The 21452-nt window shown below is 49.7% G+C and carries 14 protein-coding genes and 1 pseudogene; 11 read left to right on the top strand and 4 right to left on the bottom strand.

What is annotated here, in order from left to right; translation table 11 throughout:
* Window positions 1-121 precede the first annotated feature (121 nt).
* The 3 genes from KJS47_RS15255 to KJS47_RS15245 are packed head-to-tail and all read left to right on the top strand — an operon-like array spanning window position 122 to window position 3610.
* Window positions 122-1531: an FAD-dependent oxidoreductase gene (locus KJS47_RS15255; RefSeq protein ID WP_213525940.1), complete on the top strand. Its 1410-nt coding sequence runs from the start codon at window positions 122-124 to the stop codon at window positions 1529-1531.
* Window positions 1532-1562: 31 nt separating this feature from the next.
* Window positions 1563-2975, top strand: a complete 1413-nt coding sequence (locus tag KJS47_RS15250; RefSeq protein ID WP_213525939.1) for an MBL fold metallo-hydrolase — start codon at window positions 1563-1565, stop codon at window positions 2973-2975.
* A gap of 32 nt (window positions 2976-3007) precedes the next feature.
* Window positions 3008-3610, top strand: coding sequence for a histidine phosphatase family protein (locus KJS47_RS15245; RefSeq protein WP_213525938.1), 603 nt, complete (start codon window positions 3008-3010; stop codon window positions 3608-3610).
* On the opposite strand, the gene KJS47_RS15240 is transcribed toward KJS47_RS15245, so the two are convergent.
* Window positions 3607-4404 carry a helix-turn-helix domain-containing protein gene (locus KJS47_RS15240; RefSeq protein ID WP_213525937.1) on the bottom strand — a complete coding sequence of 266 codons (798 nt, stop codon included), beginning with the start codon at window positions 4402-4404 and terminating at the stop codon, window positions 3607-3609. The two genes, KJS47_RS15245 and KJS47_RS15240, sit on opposite strands and share 4 nt — an antisense overlap.
* Window positions 4405-4905: 501 nt before the next feature.
* Here KJS47_RS15240 and KJS47_RS15235 point away from each other — a divergent pair.
* On the top strand, window positions 4906-6591 hold the full coding sequence (locus KJS47_RS15235; protein ID WP_213525936.1) for a ribulokinase: 1686 nt from the start codon (window positions 4906-4908) through the stop codon (window positions 6589-6591).
* Between the two features lie 305 nt (window positions 6592-6896).
* Here the strand turns inward: KJS47_RS15235 and KJS47_RS15230 are convergent, their stop codons facing one another.
* The gene (locus KJS47_RS15230) at window positions 6897-7736 is read right to left on the bottom strand and encodes a malate synthase (protein ID WP_213525935.1); all 840 of its coding nucleotides are present in this window, start codon (window positions 7734-7736) and stop codon (window positions 6897-6899) included.
* A 374-nt stretch (window positions 7737-8110) separates the two neighbouring features.
* On the opposite strand from KJS47_RS15230, the gene KJS47_RS15225 reads away from it, so the two are divergent.
* Window positions 8111-10390 (top strand): ATP-binding cassette domain-containing protein, encoded by a 2280-nt coding sequence (locus tag KJS47_RS15225; RefSeq protein WP_213525934.1) that lies wholly within the window; start codon window positions 8111-8113, stop codon window positions 10388-10390.
* 254 nt (window positions 10391-10644) lie between these two features.
* Here the strand turns inward: KJS47_RS15225 and KJS47_RS15220 are convergent, their stop codons facing one another.
* Window positions 10645-12057 (bottom strand): PQQ-dependent sugar dehydrogenase, encoded by a 1413-nt coding sequence (locus tag KJS47_RS15220; protein ID WP_213525933.1) that lies wholly within the window; start codon window positions 12055-12057, stop codon window positions 10645-10647.
* A 126-nt stretch (window positions 12058-12183) separates the two neighbouring features.
* Between KJS47_RS15220 and KJS47_RS15215 the strand changes: the two genes are divergently transcribed.
* The 5 genes and pseudogenes from KJS47_RS15215 (at window position 12184) to KJS47_RS15190 (ending at window position 19585) form a co-directional block, all read left to right on the top strand.
* Window positions 12184-13551, top strand: coding sequence for an extracellular solute-binding protein (locus tag KJS47_RS15215; RefSeq protein WP_213525932.1), 1368 nt, complete (start codon window positions 12184-12186; stop codon window positions 13549-13551).
* A gap of 279 nt (window positions 13552-13830) precedes the next feature.
* Window positions 13831-16590 carry an FIMAH domain-containing protein gene (locus tag KJS47_RS15210; protein ID WP_213525931.1) on the top strand — a complete coding sequence of 920 codons (2760 nt, stop codon included), beginning with the start codon at window positions 13831-13833 and terminating at the stop codon, window positions 16588-16590.
* 329 nt (window positions 16591-16919) lie between these two features.
* A complete protein-coding gene (locus KJS47_RS15205) occupies window positions 16920-18107 on the top strand; it encodes an MFS transporter (protein WP_213525930.1) in 1188 nt (395 codons plus the stop codon).
* A gap of 104 nt (window positions 18108-18211) precedes the next feature.
* Window positions 18212-18421, top strand: a pseudogene (locus tag KJS47_RS24265) (S-layer homology domain-containing protein); the annotation flags it as partial.
* Window positions 18422-18652: 231 nt separating this feature from the next.
* Entirely contained in the window at window positions 18653-19585 is a 933-nt protein-coding gene (locus tag KJS47_RS15190; protein WP_249716479.1) for a DUF4822 domain-containing protein, read from the top strand.
* Window positions 19586-19691: 106 nt separating this feature from the next.
* On the opposite strand, the gene KJS47_RS15185 is transcribed toward KJS47_RS15190, so the two are convergent.
* A complete protein-coding gene (locus tag KJS47_RS15185; protein WP_213525929.1) occupies window positions 19692-20606 on the bottom strand; it encodes a LysR family transcriptional regulator in 915 nt (304 codons plus the stop codon).
* Between the two features lie 236 nt (window positions 20607-20842).
* On the opposite strand from KJS47_RS15185, the gene KJS47_RS15180 reads away from it, so the two are divergent.
* On the top strand, window positions 20843-21433 hold the full coding sequence (locus tag KJS47_RS15180; protein WP_249716478.1) for an ankyrin repeat domain-containing protein: 591 nt from the start codon (window positions 20843-20845) through the stop codon (window positions 21431-21433).
* Window positions 21434-21452 lie beyond the last annotated feature (19 nt).

Here is a 21452-nt window from a genome sequence, read left to right as displayed (position 1 = left end):
AGTCCATCTTTCATGAAGGATTTTTACATGTTCAGGCAGAGGAGCGCTACGTATAATGAGGGCCAAATGAAACTTCTTGCTCCCGGGTTGGAAGATTCCATCATAAGAAAGAAGGGAAAACATGGAGAGTTATTTGAAGCGAGAAGTTGTCCACACGGAAGTATTGGTTCTTGGCGGAGGTTCCGGAGGCATTGGAGCAGCGCTTGCCGCTGCCCGTGAAGGTGCCAAAACCATGATCGTCGACCGGCAGGGTTTCCTTGGAGGGAACATGACCATCGGGCTTCCGCTGCTCGCTTTTCTGGATGCACAAGGTCGCCAGGTTACCGGAGGCTTGCCTCAGGAAATCGTAGACCGCCTGACCGAGCTCGGCGGATCCTTCGGCCATCGCGAATGCCCGCTGCATAATTCCACGACGGTTATCGATCCCCAGTTAATGAAAATCGTCGTTTTCGAGAAAATCAAGGAATACGGGGTGCAGCCTCTTCTGCATTGTGAAATAATCGGGGTGAACGTAGAGGACGGAGTACTGAAATCCGTTATCTTAAAAGGAAAAGGCAAGGAAATCGAAGTGTTCGCCGATGTATTCATCGATGCGACTGGAGACGGCGACGTGGCCTACATGGCGGGAGCCGAGTTCGAGAAGGGGCAGTATGCCAACGGGGAAACCCAGCCGCCAACGCTTATGTTCACTGTCGGCGGGTTCAACCTGGAGAAATTCATGGATCACCTGGAGGAGCATCCGGAGGAATTGAGGCACGGCCACTCGATGAAAATCCGTCCCGGCTACACGGCGGAATTCCTGCGGGCAAGCGAAAATCACGTGTTCGTCGGCTTGAAGAATACGATCTCCAAGCTACGCGAAGAAGGCAAATGCCCGATCAGCCGGGATACGATCATCTACATCAACCTGCCAAGAGAAGGCTATATTGCCCTCAACTGTATCCGGATTCTTAACTTCGACGGAACCAAAGTCGAAGAGCTGAGCAGAGGAGAGGTGGAATCCCACCTGCAGGTTCTTCCGCTGATCGATATGCTGAAAGAACACATCCCGGGCTTTGAAAATATCTATCTTTCTTCCATCGCCCCTTTCCTCGGGATCCGCGAAACCCGTCGGATCATCGGCAAACAGATGATTCGAGAAGACGCTGCTGTAAACGGCATCATTCCGGACGATACAATCGCCTTGGGCTCGTACATTATCGACATTCACAGCGGGACGAACGATTCCACCGTTATCCGTTCCCTTGCCGGTCCTTACGGCATCACGTACGGGGCGGTTATCTCCAAGGACGTCAAGCGCTTGATGCTGAGCGGACGATGCATCAGCGTGGATCCGGTTGTATTCGGTTCCTCCCGCGTTATGCCGACCTGTATGGCTATCGGGGAAGGCGCTGGAATCGGGGCCGCTCTGGCCGTTCAACAGAAGATCGCTCCGGAGGACGTGGACGTTCAAGAGATCAGACGCCGGCTGCGTAACCATGGGGCCATTCTATCGCTGGAAGACGTCGCCGCGACGGCAGGCGCTCAATAATAGACTGTAAACGAATGGGGAGGGGTTTCTTTTGTCGGAAGGACAGTTAACCTTTTTTGGCGGAGTAGCAAGATCCGGGGGCGTGCAGGTCATGTACGGGAAGGGAAACCAGGCGTTGTTGTTCGATTTCGGCGTGGAACACAGCAGCCTGCTGTTCCCTACCCAGGTTACGCTTTATGAACCGGTCAATGCGACACCGGGGCGCGAGCTGCGCCAGTTTCTGCTGGGCGGAATGACGGCGCCGCTTCTGGAGCTGTACGACCCTGAACAACGCAAAGGGTTGGATGAAGCGAAAGTGCTTGGCGTCTGGGGGGAAAGCGAATTTCCCCGCTACGATCAAATCCATCTCTACATCGGGCATATGCATACCGATCATATGGCTCTGCTCCCTTTTGCACATCCGGATCTTCCCGTGTATATGAGCCATGATTCGCACGCTCTGTTCCGGGGGATGGTAGCCGGAGGACACAGCCTGGATACCAAAGCCAAGATCACGGTCTGCGACGATCTGAGCGTCCTGGACTTCGGGGAATTTACCGTTCAGGTCGTGGAGATGGATCACAACGCTACCGGCTCGTCCGGCATTATCATTGATGATGGTACGCATAAAATAGCGTATACGGGAGACTGGCGGAGACAGGGAAAGCATCCCGACCGAATTGACCGTTTCATCGAGCTGTGCCGCAGCAAGCAGATCGACGTGTTGATTACGGAAGGAACCCGGCTTACGGCCGACCCGTCCACGGTACCTCATCAAATGACGGAGGAAACGCTTTTGTCCCGCTTCAACGATCTGATCGGCGAAGCCGAGGGGGTCGTATATCTGCAGATATCGCCAAGGGATCTGGAGCGAATGGCCGACATGATCGCCATCTCGGCAAGCCTCGGGAAGAAGATTGTGATGGATGCCTCGCTCGCCGCCATTTGGAATGCCGCCAACCGGGAAGAGGTGCGCCGCCTGAACGGCCATCCGGCTCTAGACATTCCAGTCCGGATACTTGATGCCACCGTGACACAGGACGTGGCCGTTTCCGGCGAAACCGTCTCTCTCGAAGAGGTAGCGGAGCATAAGAGCGAGTACGTATATTTCTTCAAATTCCCTTCTCTTGCTCTTCTCATTGAGCTGGAGACGCTTGGGAACGCACAAGGCCGCTCGATCTTTATTCAATCCGATTACAGCGTTAAAATCGAAAGCCCTTCGATCAGCAAGTTTCTGAAAGCCTTCAACATTACGGGCCATTCCTTGTCGAACGGCGGGCACGCCCATCCGGAGGCGCTGGCAGACCTGATCGGGCGGATAGCGCCGAAGGCCGTAATCACGCTTCACAGCAAATTTCCAGAGTCGCAAAATACAAAAGGCGTTCATGCGTACTTCCCGACGAAAGGGGAAACCGTCAAGGTTTCGTCCATCCTTAACAGCGCCGCAAGCACCGTCAACGGGTGATGAACAAGAACGAAGAAGGGAGCGAGAAACGGGTGACAACCACAACCATTACATTTGTCAGGCACGGAATCACCGATCACAATATCGAGAACAGGGCACAGGGACACACCCAGAATCCGCTGAACGAGACCGGCCGGGCACAGGCGGCCCTGGTGGCCAAGCGGCTCGCCAAAGAAAGCTGGGATGTGTTCATTTCGAGCGATTTGCGTAGAGCCAAAGAGACCGCCGAGATCATATCGGCGGAAATCGGCAAGCCGGTCGATCTCTACGACGAACGGCTGCGGGAGATGGACCGCGGCTTGATCGCCGATACGATCGAGGAGGAACGGGTCCAGCGGTGGGGAGAGAAGTGGCATGAGCTCGATATGAAGCAGGAAACCCATGAAAGCATGCGGGCCCGCGGCCTCCGCTTCATTGAGGATGTGGCAGCTCGGTTTCCCGGCAAAAAGATTCTAGTCGTTACGCACGGCTATTTTCTGGGCCAGACGTTAAAGGAACTGATGGGGGATGAGACGACCGGCGACAAGATGTGCAATACATCCGTAACGACGGTCTATCTGGACAGCGGCAAATGGCGCTATTCGCTGTACGATTGCGTCCGTCACTTGGACGAGGCCAAAGATCCGGTGCTTTAAAGCCGGTTCTGATCCCGGTATTTGGATGGGCTTGTACCCATGTTCTTGGAGAAAACCCGGCTGAGGTACAGCCCGTTCTCATACCCGCAGCAGGTGGCGATCTGGTCGAGCGTCATATCGGTGTCAAGAAGCAGTTCGGCCACCTTGCTCATGCGCAGGAAGCGGACGTAATCCGAAGGGGCAATGCGGAAGGACTTCCGGAACCGCCGGGTAAACTGAACGGGGCTCAGATCCAAGGAATCGGAGAGCGCTCTCATGCTGAAAGGCGTATAAGCGTTCCGGTAGATCCATTCGGCAGCGAGTTTCATCAAGGCATCAACGGAATCCATTAGAAGCAACCCATCGCGCAGCTGCTCTTCTTCCCAAACCTCGCATGCCAGCTGCCAAACATCGTTCAGAATCATTTGTTTGCGCATCACGCTCCGCGGGTCGGACGAGAGATGAAGCCTCCGCAAATAGGCAAAATCGGAAACGAGGCGTTTGTTGTCCTGCGAACGGGCGAGAAACGTCGGCGGCAGCGGCTCCTTGGAAGGGGCAACGCTCTCCCCGATTTCAAAGCCGATGTAATGGAGTGCCAGGGGAGCGACCATTTCACGTTCAAACGCAAACCCCGGTGGGCAGAAGACCAGGTCTCCGGCGCCTGCTTCTCCGCGTTCTTCCCCAATGCGGTAATAGAACTTGCCGGATTCAACGGCAAACAATACCCAACAGGGGTAACAGTCGCGGTTCTTTTCGAACATTTCCTTACGCTCGAAGTAGGCATGTGAAACGACACGAATTGTTTGACTCCACAAAGCGGACGTGCTCATCTGTGTCACCCGAATCCTTTAGCAGTAAGATAGTTTATCAAGCGGATTACTAGATCCCAGAACGCGCTAGCAGGCTTCGTCGTGTGCAAAAAGTAAACGTCGTCCTACGGAGACGGCGTTTTTCCTATATCCGCCTTATTTCTCCTGCCCGTTCCTGGAATCTTTCCTGTCTATATTGTGTCTATTATGTACTATAAAAGAATAATAAACTGGCTCTTCTTCGTCAACCTGGAAGAAGGACGCGGAAACTAAAGATATAATTAAGAAATCGCCTATATCTACGGATACGGGGTATTTTTTATGTATCTATCAATTAAATCGATAATTTGCATTTTCGAGTTATTTCTCGAAAAAACCATGAAGGTGAGAGTTTTGGCTGATCACAAATTTGGCTTATAAGCTATTTTGAAAATGAAAACGAAACTATTGTACGTGGCAGCGTAGAGAGCAACTCGACAAGGATACTGTGAAGGGATTGAACAGACGATGAAAGCAAAATATGCCATTGGCGTCGATTACGGCACGGAATCAGGAAGGGCGTTGCTTGTAGATCTGACAACAGGGGCGGAGATTGCGGCGGCTGTGACTCCATATCCGCATGGTGTCATCGATGAAGAGCTGCCCGGTTCGGGCGAGAGGCTGGGACACGGATGGGCTCTGCAGCACCCCGATGACTACATGGAAGTGCTGCGGCGGTCCGTGCCGGAAGTGCTTCGTCAGGGGGGAGTGAGCTCCAATCAGGTGATCGGGCTCGGCATCGACTTTACGTCATGCACGATCATGCCGCTTGACCGGGAAGGTGTGCCGCTGTGCTTGAAGGAAGAATGGCGTGGCAACCCGCATGCATGGGTCAAGCTGTGGAAGCATCATGCGGCGCAGGGGGAGGCCAATCGGATCAATGCCCTTGCCCGCGAACGCGGCGAATCGTTCTTGCCGCGATATGGCGGCAAGCTTTCATCGGAATGGATGCTGCCTAAAGTGTGGCAGATATTGAACGAGGCTCCGGACGTCTATGCGTCCGCCGATCTCTTCATCGAAGCGGCCGATTGGGTTGTCATGCAGATGACGGGAAGGCTGGTCCGCAACAGCAGTATGGCCGCATATAAAGCGATCTGGCACAAGCATGTCGGGTATCCGTCCCCCGATTTTCTCACCGCGCTTGACCCTCGGCTGGCGGATTTGATCGAAATCAAGTTGCGAGGGCCCATTATGCCGCTGGGAACAAGAGCGGGCGGCCTGAGCTTAGAGATGGCCGCCCTCACAGGTCTCAGCCCCGGAACAGCTGTCGCCGTGGGCAATATCGACGCGCACGCGATGGTGCCGGCGGTCGGCGTCGTATCCCCGGGCAAGCTTGTCCTGGCGATGGGGACGTCGACGTGTCATCTGCTGATGAGCGATCAGGAATTGCAGATAGAGGGGATGGCAGGTGTCGTGGAAGACGGGATCGTGCCCGGGTATTACGGCTACGAAGCCGGACAGTCGGCGGTCGGCGATATTTTTGCCTGGTATGTAGAGGAAGCGGCACCCGCGTACATCCGGCAGAATGCGGACAAAGAGGGAGTCAGCGTCCATGGATGGCTGGAGCGCGAGGCTTCCGACTACCGACCGGGAGAAAACGGGCTTCTGGCCCTCGATTGGTGGAACGGTAACCGGTCGGTGTTAATGGACGCCGATCTTACAGGGATCATCGTGGGGATGACCCTGCAGACGAAGCCGGAGGAAATTTACCGGGCGCTGCTGGAAGCAACGGCATTCGGCACCAGGCGGATTATCGACGCTTTCACGCAGAATGGCATTCTAGTCGACGAGCTGTTTGCATGCGGAGGGCTTCCGCAGCGCAATAAGCTGCTGATGCAGATTATGGCGGACGTCACCAACCGGGAAATTCGCATCGCAGACTCGACCCAGACGGCGGCGCTAGGAGCAGCCATTTATGGGGCGGTCGCGGCGGGCGCCGAAGCGGGCGGGTTCGATTCGATCGCCGAGGCGGCCGGACGGATGGGCCGAATTCGGGAGAAGTCGTACAAGCCGATCCCGGATCATGTCGAAATATACGACAAACTGTACCGGGAATATATGGGGCTTTCTGATTATTTTGGCCGCGGCGGCAATGATGTGATGAAGAGATTGAAAACGATTCAATTCGAATCGGGCGAACGAAACTATTCATGAGAATGTGGTTATAGATAAAATGAATCCAATCCTCAAATCGAACGCATTCCGACTGGTAAAGCCGCGCGAAGTGACAGAGCAAGCAACGAACTGCGCGAAGATTACATCGCGGTAGAGCCTACGTTGGGCAACGGTGCATGTGGAGTGCTGTGTGTCGCTCGTAAGGAGATAACACCCTACTGAAATTCGCTCACAGAGCGGGTTAGAAAAAGCACAATGAATGGATAACTACAATAAGGGACGGTTCGCATGCTTCGTCTTATCATAAGATGAAGCATGAACCGTCCCTATATGTCATCAGATTATTATTGTTTTAAAGCTCCGTTCGCTTCTGGGATGTTATCCATGTCAAGGAGATTCATTTGACAGAAGTATTCCAGAAAGTTTTCAGCTTGTTGGATGTCTTCGTTATCCGTTTTTAATGCGATGATATCTTTTAAGATTTGAGCAGTCCAATCGTTATCGAAGTAACGATATTTACCGGAATTCCATGTCATTCTATGAGGATAGTTCTTGTTTCTATAATAATTCCAGAAGAGCATTTTCTCTGCCTCTTGTCCTGTGAGCTTGATTCTAAATTTCGTATGCGCCGGGACCATTCCATCATCGCTAAGATCGCCGGAAAATGTTTCGTTTACCATGTAGAGGCCGAGAATTCGTCTTTCTTTTTCTGGTTGATCCGGCTCCCTTGCAGTCAGAAGAGTTGCGCTGTTTGGACGCAATCGGGCTGCTTTGTTTGGTTGACCGTTATTTTTTCCGCTTTGAACCTCACCAATAGACACTTGCCAGTCATTAAATACATTTTGTTGCTCTTCTTCGTCCAACCAGAGAACAACTTGTGAGCTTACATGAATTTTATAATTCTTCAGTTTTTCTCTACGCTGCTGTTCAAGTGCCTGCCGCTCTATTGCTTCTTCACGTTTTCTTTCAAGTGCTTCTTTTTCCATTTCCTTTTTTGCAATGATTTTCTGCAAAGATTTTGCAGTATTCCGGTCATTTAGTATGATAAATTTTCCAAAGGCATCAGGATAAACGAATTTTCTAATACCATCATTAAAATCAACGGTGATGATAGACCCATTATGATCCACGATACTTCCATTACCAAAGACTTTATGAGTTATTTCTTCATTAATTAAATTCACTAACCCACTCTCCTCGTATGAATACTTAGGTATTAATAACATCCATATCTGGATAGCTTGCTTTCGATTGACTACATGGAGTGAGAATATGGTTATTTAAATCAAAAAAACCGCACTCAAATTCTGTCATGAAGAAGTTGTGCACGATTATCGAATATTGTCTCAATATTCTTATAATTTTATTTTACCATATAACTTAAAATGTTTCAAATATTTGATTGACAACGGTGATTACTTATCGTAAAATTAATATTTTTTTGATGTAAAACCATCTGCTAGCAAGAGCAGGGACAAGGTATATGGAATCTCCCCATTAGCGGTTAAATTTACAATAAAAAGAGGGCTTTTTATTTCGGTATAGAAAGGATGGTAAAATGTCGAAAACAAAAGATGAAATCATTCTCAGAGGGCTTAAAGAAAACAACCTAAAAAATATAGATTTAAACATACCCAAAGAAAAAATAATCGTATTTATGGGTCTTTCGGGCTCAGGAAAGAGCTCAGTCGTATTTGATACCTTGGCAACGGAAAGCAGAAGACAAATGACGTTTAACTATCCCCTCTATGTCAGAAATCAAATGCCGAGGTATGAAAGACCCCATGCCGATCTTATGCAAAACTTAAGCCCGGTTGTCGTAGTGGAACAAAGACCTATAGGGGGAAATTCCCGCTCAACCGTTGGCACCTATATGGATATCCATCCGTTGATCAGACTTTTGTTCTCAAGAATAGGAAAGCCATCCATCGGTTCTGCTACCGATTTTTCGAGTCAAAGCTCCTTTGGCAGATGTCCAGAATGCGGTGGGTTTGGAGAGGTCATTACGCCCGACCGAAATAAAATGATCGATTACGAGAAGTCACTTCGAGATTATGCGGTGAAATTTAAGCCATTATCGCCTTCCGGTTGGCAAGGCAGATGGATGATAACGGGCGGATTATTCGATCCGGATAAACCCATTAAGGACTACTCAGTAGAAGAACTCCACCTGCTATTATACGGTCCCCCCGAGGGTGAGAAAGTATATGCGCCGTTTCACACGAAGAATGGGCCTCAACCTCATGAGTGGGATGGGTTATTGCCCAGATTTACGCGTCTCTACATAAATAGAGATATCACAAAGCTTAAAGATGTATCCCAAGATGACGTCTTAGCTTTCTCAACCCATGCATTATGCCCGACCTGCCAAGGATCAGGCTTAAACCCAAAGGTGTTAAGATGTAAAATAAATGGTTTAAACATCGCAGAATACGATCAATTAGAGCTTACAGAATTACTAGCGGAACTAATGAACATAACAGGTCCTATGGGGGAATCGATCGCGCTCCAAGCGATTCCACATATCAAACAGCTAGTTAACATGGGATTAGGATATTTGAGCCTTTCAAGAAAAATGGGTACCCTGTCCGGCGGCGAAGCTCAAAGAGTAAAAATTGCTCGTCATTTAGGGAGCAGCCTGAACAATATCACCTACATCTTCGACGAACCAAGCGCCGGACTTCATCCAGAAGAAGTGGATCTGCTAATACAGATGCTAAAAAGTATTAAAGAACAACATAATACCGTAATCGTAATCGAGCACGACTTATCCGTAATCAAAGCAGCGGAGGAAATCATCGAGATGGGACCTGGAGCCGGTATACATGGAGGAGAAGTGATCTATCAAGGAACATTAGAAGGACTAAAACACTCTCCAACCGCAACCATCCTAAACCACAAACTAAAAATAAACAAAAATCCAAGGGATATAAAAAGTTATTTTACAATAAAAAAAGCAAATAACAATAACTTAAAAAATATAAGCGTAAACGTTCCTAAAAATGCTTTAGTCGCTATATGTGGAGTATCTGGTTCAGGGAAAAGCTCTTTAATGTTGGAGGCATTCGCAGAAAGTTACCCAGAAACCATAATGGTAGGGCAAGGAAGTATAGGCATCTCTAATCGTTCTACACTAGCTACATATATGGGAATCATGGATGATATTCGCTCCATATTTTCGAGAGAAACAGGACAACCGGCAGGTTTGTTCAGCTTTAACTCTTTAGGAGCATGTCCTGTTTGCGAAGGAAAAGGAGTGATCACGCCAGACGTTGCGTTTGCAGATCCTGTGACAATCCCTTGTGAAGCATGTGGCGGTACGAGATATTCAGACGAAGCACTGTCCTATCGATATCAAAATAAAAATGTAGTAGAAATTTTAGATTTAACGATCGATGAGGCTATGATCTATTTTCAAATGCCAAAGATCATAAAGAGGGTAAATACGTTAAAAGACGTAGGATTAGGGTATCTAACTCTTGGACAGACGACAAGCTCTTTAAGCGGAGGAGAAATCCAACGTCTAAAGCTCGCAAGCCACTTACAAAAAGAAGGACAAATCTACCTATTAGACGAACCATCCTTAGGACTGCACACGAAAGATAATGGAAAACTCCTAGACGTATTTCAAACTCTTGTAAACAGAGGGAATTCCGTTATCATCATCGAACATAATCTAGACTTTATTGCGGCGAGCGACTGGGTCATAGAACTGGGTCCTGGAGGAGGAAAACAAGGCGGACATATTATATTCGAAGGCTCACCAGAAGAGATGTTGCATGCAGAAACATTGACAGCGAAATGGTTAAAGGATGGAGCGAGAAAACAGTTCGCTTAGAAGGGATAGAGCAAGTGGATTTGGCCGCGCAGGGTACTGGGTGTTCGTTTGAGGGTCAGCTATTTCGCGGGCTCGATCGAACATGTACTTGGACGCGTAATACCCGTACCGCGTCCTCCAGGCAAAATCGACTCCTCTCGTTTCTCCCTTGCCCGCATACGGTGTTTGTGGAGTGTGTGGCTTTATTAGTGCGAGCTTATTGACATTTACCTGCTAGTTGAAGCCCGGCCTCCCACGGTCGGGCTTTTGTTGGATCAGGGAACAATCTCAAATACAGTGCCTTGGTTAAACTCAGCCACTTTCATAGAGCCATAAACCCCTAGATATAGCCGGGTTTGATTCAGATTGGTTCCTAGACTAACGTAATACGCAGCATTAGACCCAAAATGATAATCCGTTTCTATTACATGGTAATCGTTTTGTTTACAGTCGGCTGTTACCCTGGTATAGGCTAGAACGCCCCTAACAGGAGACTTTGAAGGGGTCTCAGCAAGATCGGTAAACACGACGCTTCCCAATAAATCAGGGATATCGTTTCCGTTATAGGCCTGAACCCCAGTGAGTGCAGTCCCTCCAAACTTGTTGGGACGAGGATCTTCATGATAATAATTCGTTAGCGGCGGAAGACGCAGCGCTGAAGTTTCCAGGGCTTCATGGAAATAGGAAATCGTTTTCTCATTCAAACCTGTATTTGCAGGACAGCCTCTTCCTACAGAAGTAGGGAAAGCACCTTCCCACCCTCGCCAGCCAAAGTTAATAAATCCTTCTTGGTCGGTCTCAGACCCCGCAATAGATGCTCGGATAAGCTGAGAAACCGGTATTGGCCTATAACGAACGAATGAAAAAATCGATTCTACCAGATCTTGTCCGACATTCCCTACGTATTTATTATAATGATTATGGTACCTCTGATAGGAAATGCCCGTTATATTGCGTACCCCTTTTGCAATGACCGTGAGCATGTTCTGAATAGAATCAGGTAGTTCATTAAACCGTGTAACCGCAGGCGGATGATCAATAAACGAATGCATGCCTACATCAATTTCAATTATTTTACCTGCGATTTCCATCATATCTTGACTTAAATTAAACGGGTCATATGCAGCTCCGCCATCCCCGGTCGTTAAAACAAGTTTTCCTGTTTCAGGCGAAAAGTTTAAGCTATTGACCCCATTGTGATTTAAAAAGGGCCTTCTTATATTTAGTAAGGTACGCCGTCTTTGAGGCTGTCCATTCGATCGTAGAATCCATTCTTCAACGGTATCGATATGATCATAGTTTCTTTCTCTATCGACCCACTTTAGGTTTAAAGTTCGGGGATCACACGGGTTAGGCTTAAAGGATTCCGAAAAAGCAACGGGACCTTGGGTTCCAGCTAATGAGTAATGAAGATAAAACAATCCGTTGTAGGAAAATTCGGGATGAAAAGCTAGCCCTATCAGCCCTCGTTCATCGTATCCGCCTCTTGAGCCACCCAGTTTTAAGATTCGCTGGCGAATATCTAAAAAAGTCCCTATAGCCCCGTTTCTAATAGAAAAGATCTCTCCGACCTGTGTTGCGATGATTATGCTTTCGATGGAATCACCCGGAAGGAATGTTGTTTTTAATACAGTAGGTAAGTTTATGTTACTCACAACAGGCCGTAGCCTAACTTTAACTTTACTCAACTAAATCCCACCCTGGTTGAAGTAATCTTTTTTAAACTATGATGAGGGTTGTTTTATTAGCACCAATTGAGGCTAGCATGTATACTTAAGATTGACTTTGCAATTAGAATGGGTGGGTCTTTATTCATGGGAAAACCAGACCGGAGAACATTTCATACACGGCTGAAGCGGATGGTGTCCGATCTGCGCAACCGCATCACCGCCGGCGAATATGCACAGGGAGACTTCCTTCCGTCCGAGCTGGCGCTGAAGGAGCAGTACGAGTTGAGCAAAAACTCCGTTCGCATCGGGCTCGACCAGCTGACCGCCGAGGGGCTGATCGTCAAGATCCCGCGCGTCGGCACGCAGGTGGCGGTGCAGGCGGAGCCACGAACGGTTATCCGGTTTGGCGTATACCCGTCGATGTTCGAGGAAGCCGAGATGGAGGAGCTCATCGCCAGGTTTCAGGAAAAGCATCCAGGCATTCGGGTGGAGACGCTGGTGCTCCCCTACACCCGAGCAGACGATATTGAAAAAATTCTGGCGCTCGGCATCGTCGATGCGTTCACAGTGAACCTATTCAATCTGTACCAACTTGAGGACCGGGGAAGCCTGCGGTTATTCGAGAAGCAAGAGACGAAAGAGGAGACCCATCCGTTCCTTAGGCGTCAGTTCGCTTGCGATGCGGCAGAGTCCGTTGCCCAGCCGTTCGCCTATTCGCCGGTCATTCTTTGCTATAACAAGGAGCATTTCCAGGAACGGCGCTTATTCGAGCCGGACAGCAGCTGGACGTGGAACGACTTATTCGATGCAGTTCGGAAGCTCAAGGCGCCGGGCCGGTTTGGGTTGGCATTCAATCTGTACTCCTTTAACCGCTGGCCGCTGTTCCTGCTTCATCATGAAACCCATTTCCTCCGGGGCGAGGATGGGGCGGTGAACTCGCTTTCGCCAGACGGACTCGGGCTGCTTCGGCGGGTTCGGGATACGCTTCGCGAGGAAGGCGTGTTTCCTCTCGCCTTGGCGAGTGTTGAGGGAGAGGCCGAGAAGCTGTTTGTGGAGCAGAAAGCTTCCGTGATCTTAACGACCTACTATTCGTTGAACCGGCTCAGGGAAGCGAAGTTTGCCTTCGATGTGGCGCAGCTGCCCGGCGAGGTCAACAATGACTCCCTGCTGCTCGCGACCGGCATCGCCGTCAACGCGCTATCGAAATGTAAGGAAACGGCGAGTCGCTTGGCTGACTTCCTGACTTCGGAGGAGGCCCAGTCCCTTGTGCGACGGCGGACGTACACCCTGCCGGCGAACAAATATGTATCCGAGACCATCGAACCGGAGCTGCCCCGAAAGCCGTCCCGGCTCGAGCTGCACCGCGAACTCATTCCGAAATACGCAACCTACCGCAAGCTAGGCATCTCCATGAACGAGCTCATGGCAATGGAAGATTGCGTGAAGCAATATATCGCTTCCCTCGTCGACGAACAAGGCTTCGTAGAGCTTCTGAACGCGAAGTTGAAATAAACGCGCCGGGTTCTGATGAACGGCGCTGCCTACGGGCAGCGCCGTTTTTATTTTTATGTTAAGAACCACGAAAGTACCAATTGACACCATTTTATAGCTGTGATACGGTCGAAGTTGTAAAATATTGGTTAGATAAGTACCACAAATGCGAAATGAATCATAATCAGGAGGTGAATAAGTACCAACCAAAGAACTAGATTCGACAATGATGTACTGCGGAAGTCGTAGGTTGTTGTTGAAATATGTCGCTTCGTTAAAACCATGGAAGGTGGAGTGAACTTGATACCATTTTTGAAGCATGGGAAGAAGGGGCTGGTACTTTGTCTCGCCTTCGCGATTTCGCTTGGAACGGCCGTTATGCAGCCAGAACAAGCGTCAGCCCGAGTCGATAAGACGTTCAGCGAACCGATCGAGGTCGGATCGCCGATTGAAAGTATCGCTATCTATGATGCAGCTTTCGGAAAAGAAGACGGCCGCGACGTCATGTACACGACAGCTTCGGGGAAGCCGGCCATTTTCCAAGTGATCGATTTGGCCAGTAAAGAGGTGCTTCGTAAGTTCCCGCTGACAGGAAGCGAAAGTTCTTGGACGCATATGACGATGCCGGATGGTACGGTTTATATCGGGGGGAACGGGACTCTGTACTCGTATTCGCCCGTGACGAAGCAGGTGACGACGCTCGGCGGCATCGGGGAAAGCGTCGTGTACGGACTGAGCCATGACGAGCAGGGGCGCGTCTACTTCGGCTCCTACCCGAATGCAAAGGTGGGGCGGTACGACCCGGCTACGCGTCAGATGAAGGATTACGGCAACGTAGCGCCCGGTGATAACTATTCTCGTGGAACCGCTTACTTGAATGGATACGTGTATGCGGGGATCGGCATTAAAGGCAGCCTCTCGAAGATCAATGTGGAGACCGGTGCAGTCGAACGGATCGCATTGCCGACCTATGGTGGCGCCGTCCAGCTGTCCGACGTCTACCAGTTGAACGCGGCAGGGAAATATATCGTAGCCGGGCTTGGCGGCGGCAATAAGGCGTTATTGTTCTATGATACGGAGACGGGGAAGTGGGCGGACCAATACTTCCTCGATAACAAGGGGATCCAATTGTCTTACGGCAAGCCCGGAAGCAACAAAGTGTATTTCGTGCAAAACAATCGCCTCATGGAGGTGGATTTGGGCACGTTGACGGCGGTGGACACCGGCGTGACGTTCGGAACGTACCTGCGCCATACCGCTTGGGTCGATGTGCCGAACGATCCGGATCTGCCGGGATCTTCGCTTGCGACGGTCATGTTCGGCGGCACTGTCGCTTATATGAACCTGGAAACGAAGGTAACGAAAACAGTTACCTTGCCGGTATCAGGCAATCCGATCCCGATTCAGGCGCTCGAGAAGGGTCCCGACGGCAAGCTGTATATGAGCGGATATCCGGGTGGCAAGGGCGCCGCGTATTCTCCGGAGACGGGGGCTATGCAATCGTTCGCGCTCAGCCAAGTCGAAGGGATGGGTTCCCTCGGCAACAAGCTGTATATGGGCGCGTATACGGGTGCGGTCATCTATGAGCTTGATGTGACGCAGCCGATTGTCGACAATAAGAACCCGAAAGTGTTCTACGATATCCCGCATGAGGACCGCCCGTTCATGATTACTTCAGGTGAAGGAAAGCTGTTTATCGGCACGATTCCGGATTATGGCGTGCTTGGCGGCGCGTTAACGGTATACGACCCTAGCTCGGGCACCGAACCGGTCGTCTATCCGAATGTCATCGACAAGCAATCCATCGTAGGTTTAGCGGTGCACAACGGCATGCTGTACGGATCGACGACGGTCGCCGGCGGATTGGGAATCGATCCGAGCGAACCTGCGGCGAAGATGTTCGTATGGGATATTGCTACGAACACCAAGGTCCGCGAGATTGTTCCGACCATCCCGGGTGTTACGGTCCAGCCGAAGATGATCAGCGGCCTCAGCTTCGGCCCCGACGGTCTCTTATGGGGGACGGCGGACGGCACGATTTTCGCCATGAATCCGCAGACGCTGGAGGTCGTGAAGAGCAAAAACATCTATCCGACGGTGACCGATTTCGGCAGATGGCGCCCAGTTTACATCCGCTGGGGCTCTGACGGACTGATGTATACGACGTTGGCCGGTAAGCTGACCGTCATCGACCCGAGTGATTTGGACTCCGTTGCGCTTGCGACGACGTCTCTGATGACGCTCGGCAACGACGGAAATATCTATTATGCTGCCGACACGAAGCTGATGAAGGTCGAAGTGGCGAAGGGCAGCGGTGAACTTCCAATCGACATCCAAGTTCCGATTCGGAACGGTTCCTTCGATATGGGGAAAGAAGACGGGACGATCCCGGGCTGGAGCTCCATGTTCGCCGTGACGCCGAATGTGTCCTACGGCATTAGCAGCGAGCGTTATGCTTCCGCTCCGAGCAGTCTTAAAATTACGGATGCAGCGACGACCGAGACGGTGGCCGTGTGGTCGGATCCGATTCCGGTGGTGCCGGGTACGGAATACACGGCGAACGCGCAATTGTACTTGCAGAGTGGACGTACGCTGGCTTCGTTCAACTTCTACGATGCGAACGGGAAGCAGCTTGACAGTGCTTCCCTGCAAATCACGACGGGTGCCGGCAAGTGGCAGCCGCTTACGATGACGAAGACGGCGCCGGCAGGAGCAGCTTACGCGAAGGTCGTCTTGTTCTGTTCCAACCTCTGGACGACGACCGCCTTCTACGATGACGTATCTGTGTCTTACATCGCGAAGTTCTCGCCAAGCGGCTTGTTGGCCGAAATCGAAGCGGCGGAGCAAATCGGCGGGCTTAGCCATTCGGTCGCCATGCAGTTGACGAACGCGGTTAAGCAGGGCATTCATCACAAGGAAGGCGGGCGTCAAGAGCAGGCCGTCAAGCATCTTGGCGACGCGCTGAAGCACCTGGAGCGGGCGAAATCGTCCGATGCGAGCGAAGCAGCTCGTTCGCTGATCTCGCAAATTCTTGCGGCTTTTATCGAAGAATGGTCTTAAGTGAATAAGCAAGGAAGCGGATCCCAAGAGTGATAGGCTCCCCTTCCAGTAGACAGGTTGAATCATAAACCTTCTGCTGGGAGGGGAGCTTTTTCCTATCTAATGTGCGTTATGGTTCATCAGAGTCAGAACCCTTCCAACATGGCGGAAGGGTTCCTTTGTTTGTATGGGGTATCCTCCACGTATATCAAAAAGATTAAGCCCTTATAGGTTTTTCATAGTTTTATTATAGAGAGCCACATGCTAACCTATACTAATGCAGATAGAGAGGGGACGGGGAGTCCGTTCCCGTTTTATGGTTTTTATCAATTCGAGATAGGTGAACATAATTGTTAACTAAGTCAGCGTTTCCCTTACTGCTCTTGAACATGTTTCTCGCCAATCTAAGTATAGGTCTTGTCATTCCGATCGTGCCGGAACTTCTCGAGGAGTTTACGGCAAGCGGACAGGCTGCGGGATATTTGGTTTCCTGCTTCGGCCTGACTCAGTTTCTATTCTCCCCCCTTGCAGGCAATTTGTCCGATCGATACGGCCGTAAACCAATGATTCTCATAGGGTTGGTCTTGTTCGCCATCTCCAACCTGCTCGCAGCGTTAGCAAGCGATCTCACTTTCTTGTTCGTCTCGCGATTGATTGGGGGAATAGGCTCAGCCGCCTTAATCCCGTCCATCATTGCGTATATTGCCGATATTACAGAAAATGATCAGCGCAGCAAGGCGATGTCATGGCTAGGTGCCTCGATGACATCTGGGTTTATTATAGGTCCGGGAGTCGGCGGATTGCTTGCGGAATGGGGCATCAAGATGCCATTCTACGTATCCGCCTGTGTAGGAGTGCTGGCGATGGTTTGCAGTCTGTGGGGATTGCCGGAATCGCTGTCGGCGAACATTCGCCAGATGCGTCGTCAAGTGAAGGAAAAGAGGGACAATGTGTTCCGGCAAATCGTGCTTTCGGTTCGGTCCCGCTATTTTGTCCTGCTGCTCATTGTTTTCGCCATGACCTTCGGGTTAACGCATTTTGAAGCGATTTTTCCGCTGTTTGTCGTACAGGGTTACGGGTTCACGACGCGTCAAATCGCTATCCTGCTTACCGTATGTTCACTCATCGGCACGTTGAATCAGCTGTTGTTGACGGAGCGGATGACACGCCGTTTCGGGGAAAAACCGGTACTTGTTGCCATGCTGCTGTTATCGGCGGTTTCTCTTGTCTTCTTATTATTCTCTGGCGATTTCTACTATGTCATGGTCATCACGATGCTATTCTTTACGTTCAATAATATTTTGCGCCCCACCATCAATACGCTGCTGTCCAAAGTGGCGGGGGATGAACAAGGGTTCGTAGCAGGGATGAATAATGCCTATACGAGTCTCGGTACGATATTTGGACCGATGCTGGCAGGGATTTTGTTTGAAGTCCATGTGAACTTGCCCTATCTGTTTGGTGGATTCGTCCTGCTAGTGAGCAGTATCTTCACGGGAATTCGATTGAGAACCAGGGAGTCTTCCGAACGTGGCTGATGGGATATACGAAAAACATATAGAAAACCAATTAATTATATATTTTTCATTTAGCTTTCTTGGTGGTAGCATCTTTCTTAAAAAAGATAAGGAGGATAAAGCTTATGAAAAAAGCTTCTACAAAGCTGGCTGCCCTGGTGCTGGCGGCGTCGCTGGGAGTAACGGCTCTTCCATTTGGCGCGTTGCAAGCAAATGCTGCCTCTCTGAAACTCTCGGCAGAAGAAATCCAGCAGGCTATCATCGAACTTTCCGGTCTCCGTGTCATGCAAGGGTATGAAGACGGCTCGCTGAGAGTTGGCAATCAGGTTAGTCGTGCAGAGCTGGCGAAAATGGTTGTAAAGACTTTCGATCTGCAAGGCGAAGCAGAAACGCCTGCCACTTTTCAGGATATCCAGCCTGGGGCATGGTACTATGAATATGCTGCGGATCTGGTTGGACTAGGTAATATGCTGGCGCAAGATGGACAATTTCATCCGTGGGACAGCGTGTCCAATACGGAACTCCTACAAATCCTATCTAGAGCATCCCATCTTGATGTCGATACGTTGAAATCCCTCGCAAGACACTTTTATGTGGAAGGCGGCCAAGCAGTGCGTGGGGAAGTTGCCTACCTGTTGAACAAGGTGCATAAAGCAGTTCACGCACCGAACGCCAAGCTCACCAAAGGTCAGAAAATGGCCGACATTCTGAGCAGCACAGACTGGCAGGGGACAAGAGTCTATGATAAGAATCATCAGGACCTGACGAAGGAAAATGCCAACTTCATTGGTCTGGCCAAATACGAGGCAAAAACCGGACGATATGAATTTTTCGATGCAAAAACCGGCGCAAGCCGTGGGGATAGAGGAACCTTCTTCGTTACAAACGATGGAGAGAAGAGAATCCTGATCTCGGAATCGATGAAATACCAAGCAGTTGTCGATATGACACAGCTGAATAAAAATATCTTCACCTATAAAAGAATGGGGAAGGATGCCGGGGGCAACGACGTGGAAGTATTCGTCGAGCATGTTCCGTATAAAGGAAAAGAACTTGCTTTCACAGAGCCGGATAAATCACTGAATACAACGACTGGCGATATTGTGAAAAACGTCGATGGAGATCAAATTTTGGGCAGTACGCTTTGGCATGGCACAAAGGTGCTGGACGAAAAAGGAAACGACGTCACGGCATTCAACACCAACTTTATCAGCCTGGCTAAATTTGATGACAAGACGAACAAATATGAGTTCTTCAATGTTAGTACGGGTGTAAGCCGTGGCGATTATGGTTACTTTGATGTGTTGCATGGCAACAAAATCAGAGCCCACGTTTCGATTGGAACGAACAAGTATGGGATCGCTGTTGAAATTACCGAGCTGAATAATCATAAATTTACGTATAAAAGAACGGGTAAAGACAAAGAGGGCAAAGAGATAACCGTATTCGTGGAGCATGAACCCTATAAAGACAAGTTTAACCCTTCCTTTACTTTTTAAAGAATTCCGTCCTATTCAAAAAGATCCCGGATCGTCATGAGCCGAGGGTCTTTTTGGTTTCCGTATTCCACAAAAAAATGAACTCCATACTACGGCTTAACTCCCATCAATCCATTTCCTTCTGCACACGATCCAGCAGATATCTTCCTTCTTTTTTGAATAAGTCAATAAAATTCTGGGCCGTATTGGATAAGCGGTGATTTTTTAGCCATATTAGCCCCAGTGGAGAAGACATCCCGACGGTAGGAGAAATTTTATACGCATGAATCGGAAACCCCTTATGCCGATGAAGCAATGTTTCCGGAACGATCGACGAACAAAAGTCCGTGGAAACCAAATCCATCAAAAGCATAATGTCGGAGCACTCACCGATAACAGGGGGATCCAGACCGAGCCTGGAATACGCTTCTAAAATGGAATAATGGACACCTAATCCCTGTGTGCTTGGCAATAAGAGCCGCTCATTCGTCATGTCCGCGAGCGTAACCTCCTGTTCCAACCGTTTCTGTTTCTGGGATGTAATTAAATAAAAGGGTTCGGTATACAGGTGAAGGACGGAAAAATCGTCCAATTCAAGCGGCAACCGGATGAAGGCTAATTCGATAGCCCGATCCCGGACTAACTGACAAAGATGAGCGGACTCATTTTGCTGGATTTTGTACGTCACCTTTGGATAGTGCTGTTGAAATTGAAGCAGGACTTCAGGCAGATCAGCAACCGAAAAGGTATTCACCCCCATCGTCAATTTGCCGTTTACCCCATTTCCGACCTCACTTACCTCCATTTTAGCCTCTTGCATTAATTGATCCATCTGCAAGGCATAGGAATATAACGTTTTTCCCGCATCCGTTACTTCCATATATTTTCCGCTTCTTTCTAGCAAGGTTACGCCCAGTTCCTCTTCCATTGCCCTCAATTGTTGGCTTAATGGCGGTTGAGAAAGATGAAGTCTTCTCGCCGCGGCCGATATGCTCCTTTCCTCCACGATCGCAATAAAATAGCGAAGCTGTCTGATATCCATCCTCTATAGACTCCTTTCTCCTATATGGGAAACGTATATATAACCTATTTAATATATATTTTTCGTTTGGTCGTCTTCATGTTAGCATAGTTGTAAAGAACGATAAAGGAGGCCCTGCGATGCCTCGTCTCTTGCTGATTGTCATGGTTGTCTTATTGGTTGGGTGTCAAGCCGATTCCGGCTCCTCGCAGCGTTTATCCAACGAATCCAAGTTTGATGAAAAGAGGGTGGAAGAGATGAACCAGGACCTTATTTCTTCAGCGGAAAAGGGCAATACCGATGACGTTCTGAAGCTGCTTCAAGACGGAGCGGACATCGATGCAACGGATGAACGCGGTAGAACGGCCGTCATGGCAGCAACTTATAACAATCAAGCAGATACGGTAAAGGCACTTATTGAAAAGGGTGCAGACATTAACATTCGCGACCACAGCCTAAATAATGTTCTCTTATATGCCGGAGCGGAAGGGTTTCTCGAAATCGTCAAGCTCGCGATTGATGCTGGTGCCGACACGAAACTGACGAACCGGTTCGGGGGAACGGCGCTGATTCCCGCTTCGGAACGCGGACATGTTGAGGTTGTTCAAGAACTGCTTAGTCGTTCGGACATCGACGTAAACCACATCAATAACCTGCACTGGACGGCATTACTCGAGGCGGTCATTCTAGGCAACGGCGGAGAGAAGCATCAACGAATCGTACAACTGCTAGTTGACCATGGAGCCGATGTGAAGATTGGGGATGGAGACGGGATCACCCCCCTCATGCATGCGCAGCAAAAAGGATACCAAGAAATTGCCGACATCTTAATCAAAGCGGGGGCGTAACTCCCTAACGCGAACAGCT

The sequence above is a fragment of the Paenibacillus sp. J31TS4 genome (genome assembly GCF_018403265.1).
In the GTDB taxonomy this organism is placed as follows: Bacteria; Bacillota; Bacilli; order Paenibacillales; family NBRC-103111; genus J31TS4.
The sequence above is the reverse complement of the archived record's forward strand: the minus strand, read 5'-3'. Positions and strand labels throughout refer to the sequence as shown.

Excerpts from the sequence above, each read along its gene's own strand:
- KJS47_RS15255 (WP_213525940.1), top strand. The coding sequence starts at position 122 with ATGGAGAGTTATTTGAAGCGAGAAGTTGTCCACACGGAAGTATTGGTT.
- KJS47_RS15225 (WP_213525934.1), top strand. The coding sequence starts at position 8,111 with ATGTCGAAAACAAAAGATGAAATCATTCTCAGAGGGCTTAAAGAAAAC.
- KJS47_RS15235 (WP_213525936.1), top strand. The coding sequence starts at position 4,906 with ATGAAAGCAAAATATGCCATTGGCGTCGATTACGGCACGGAATCAGGA.
- KJS47_RS15185 (WP_213525929.1), bottom strand. The coding sequence starts at position 20,606 with ATGGATATCAGACAGCTTCGCTATTTTATTGCGATCGTGGAGGAAAGG.
- KJS47_RS15215 (WP_213525932.1), top strand. The coding sequence starts at position 12,184 with ATGGGAAAACCAGACCGGAGAACATTTCATACACGGCTGAAGCGGATG.
- KJS47_RS15180 (WP_249716478.1), top strand. The coding sequence starts at position 20,843 with ATGAACCAGGACCTTATTTCTTCAGCGGAAAAGGGCAATACCGATGAC.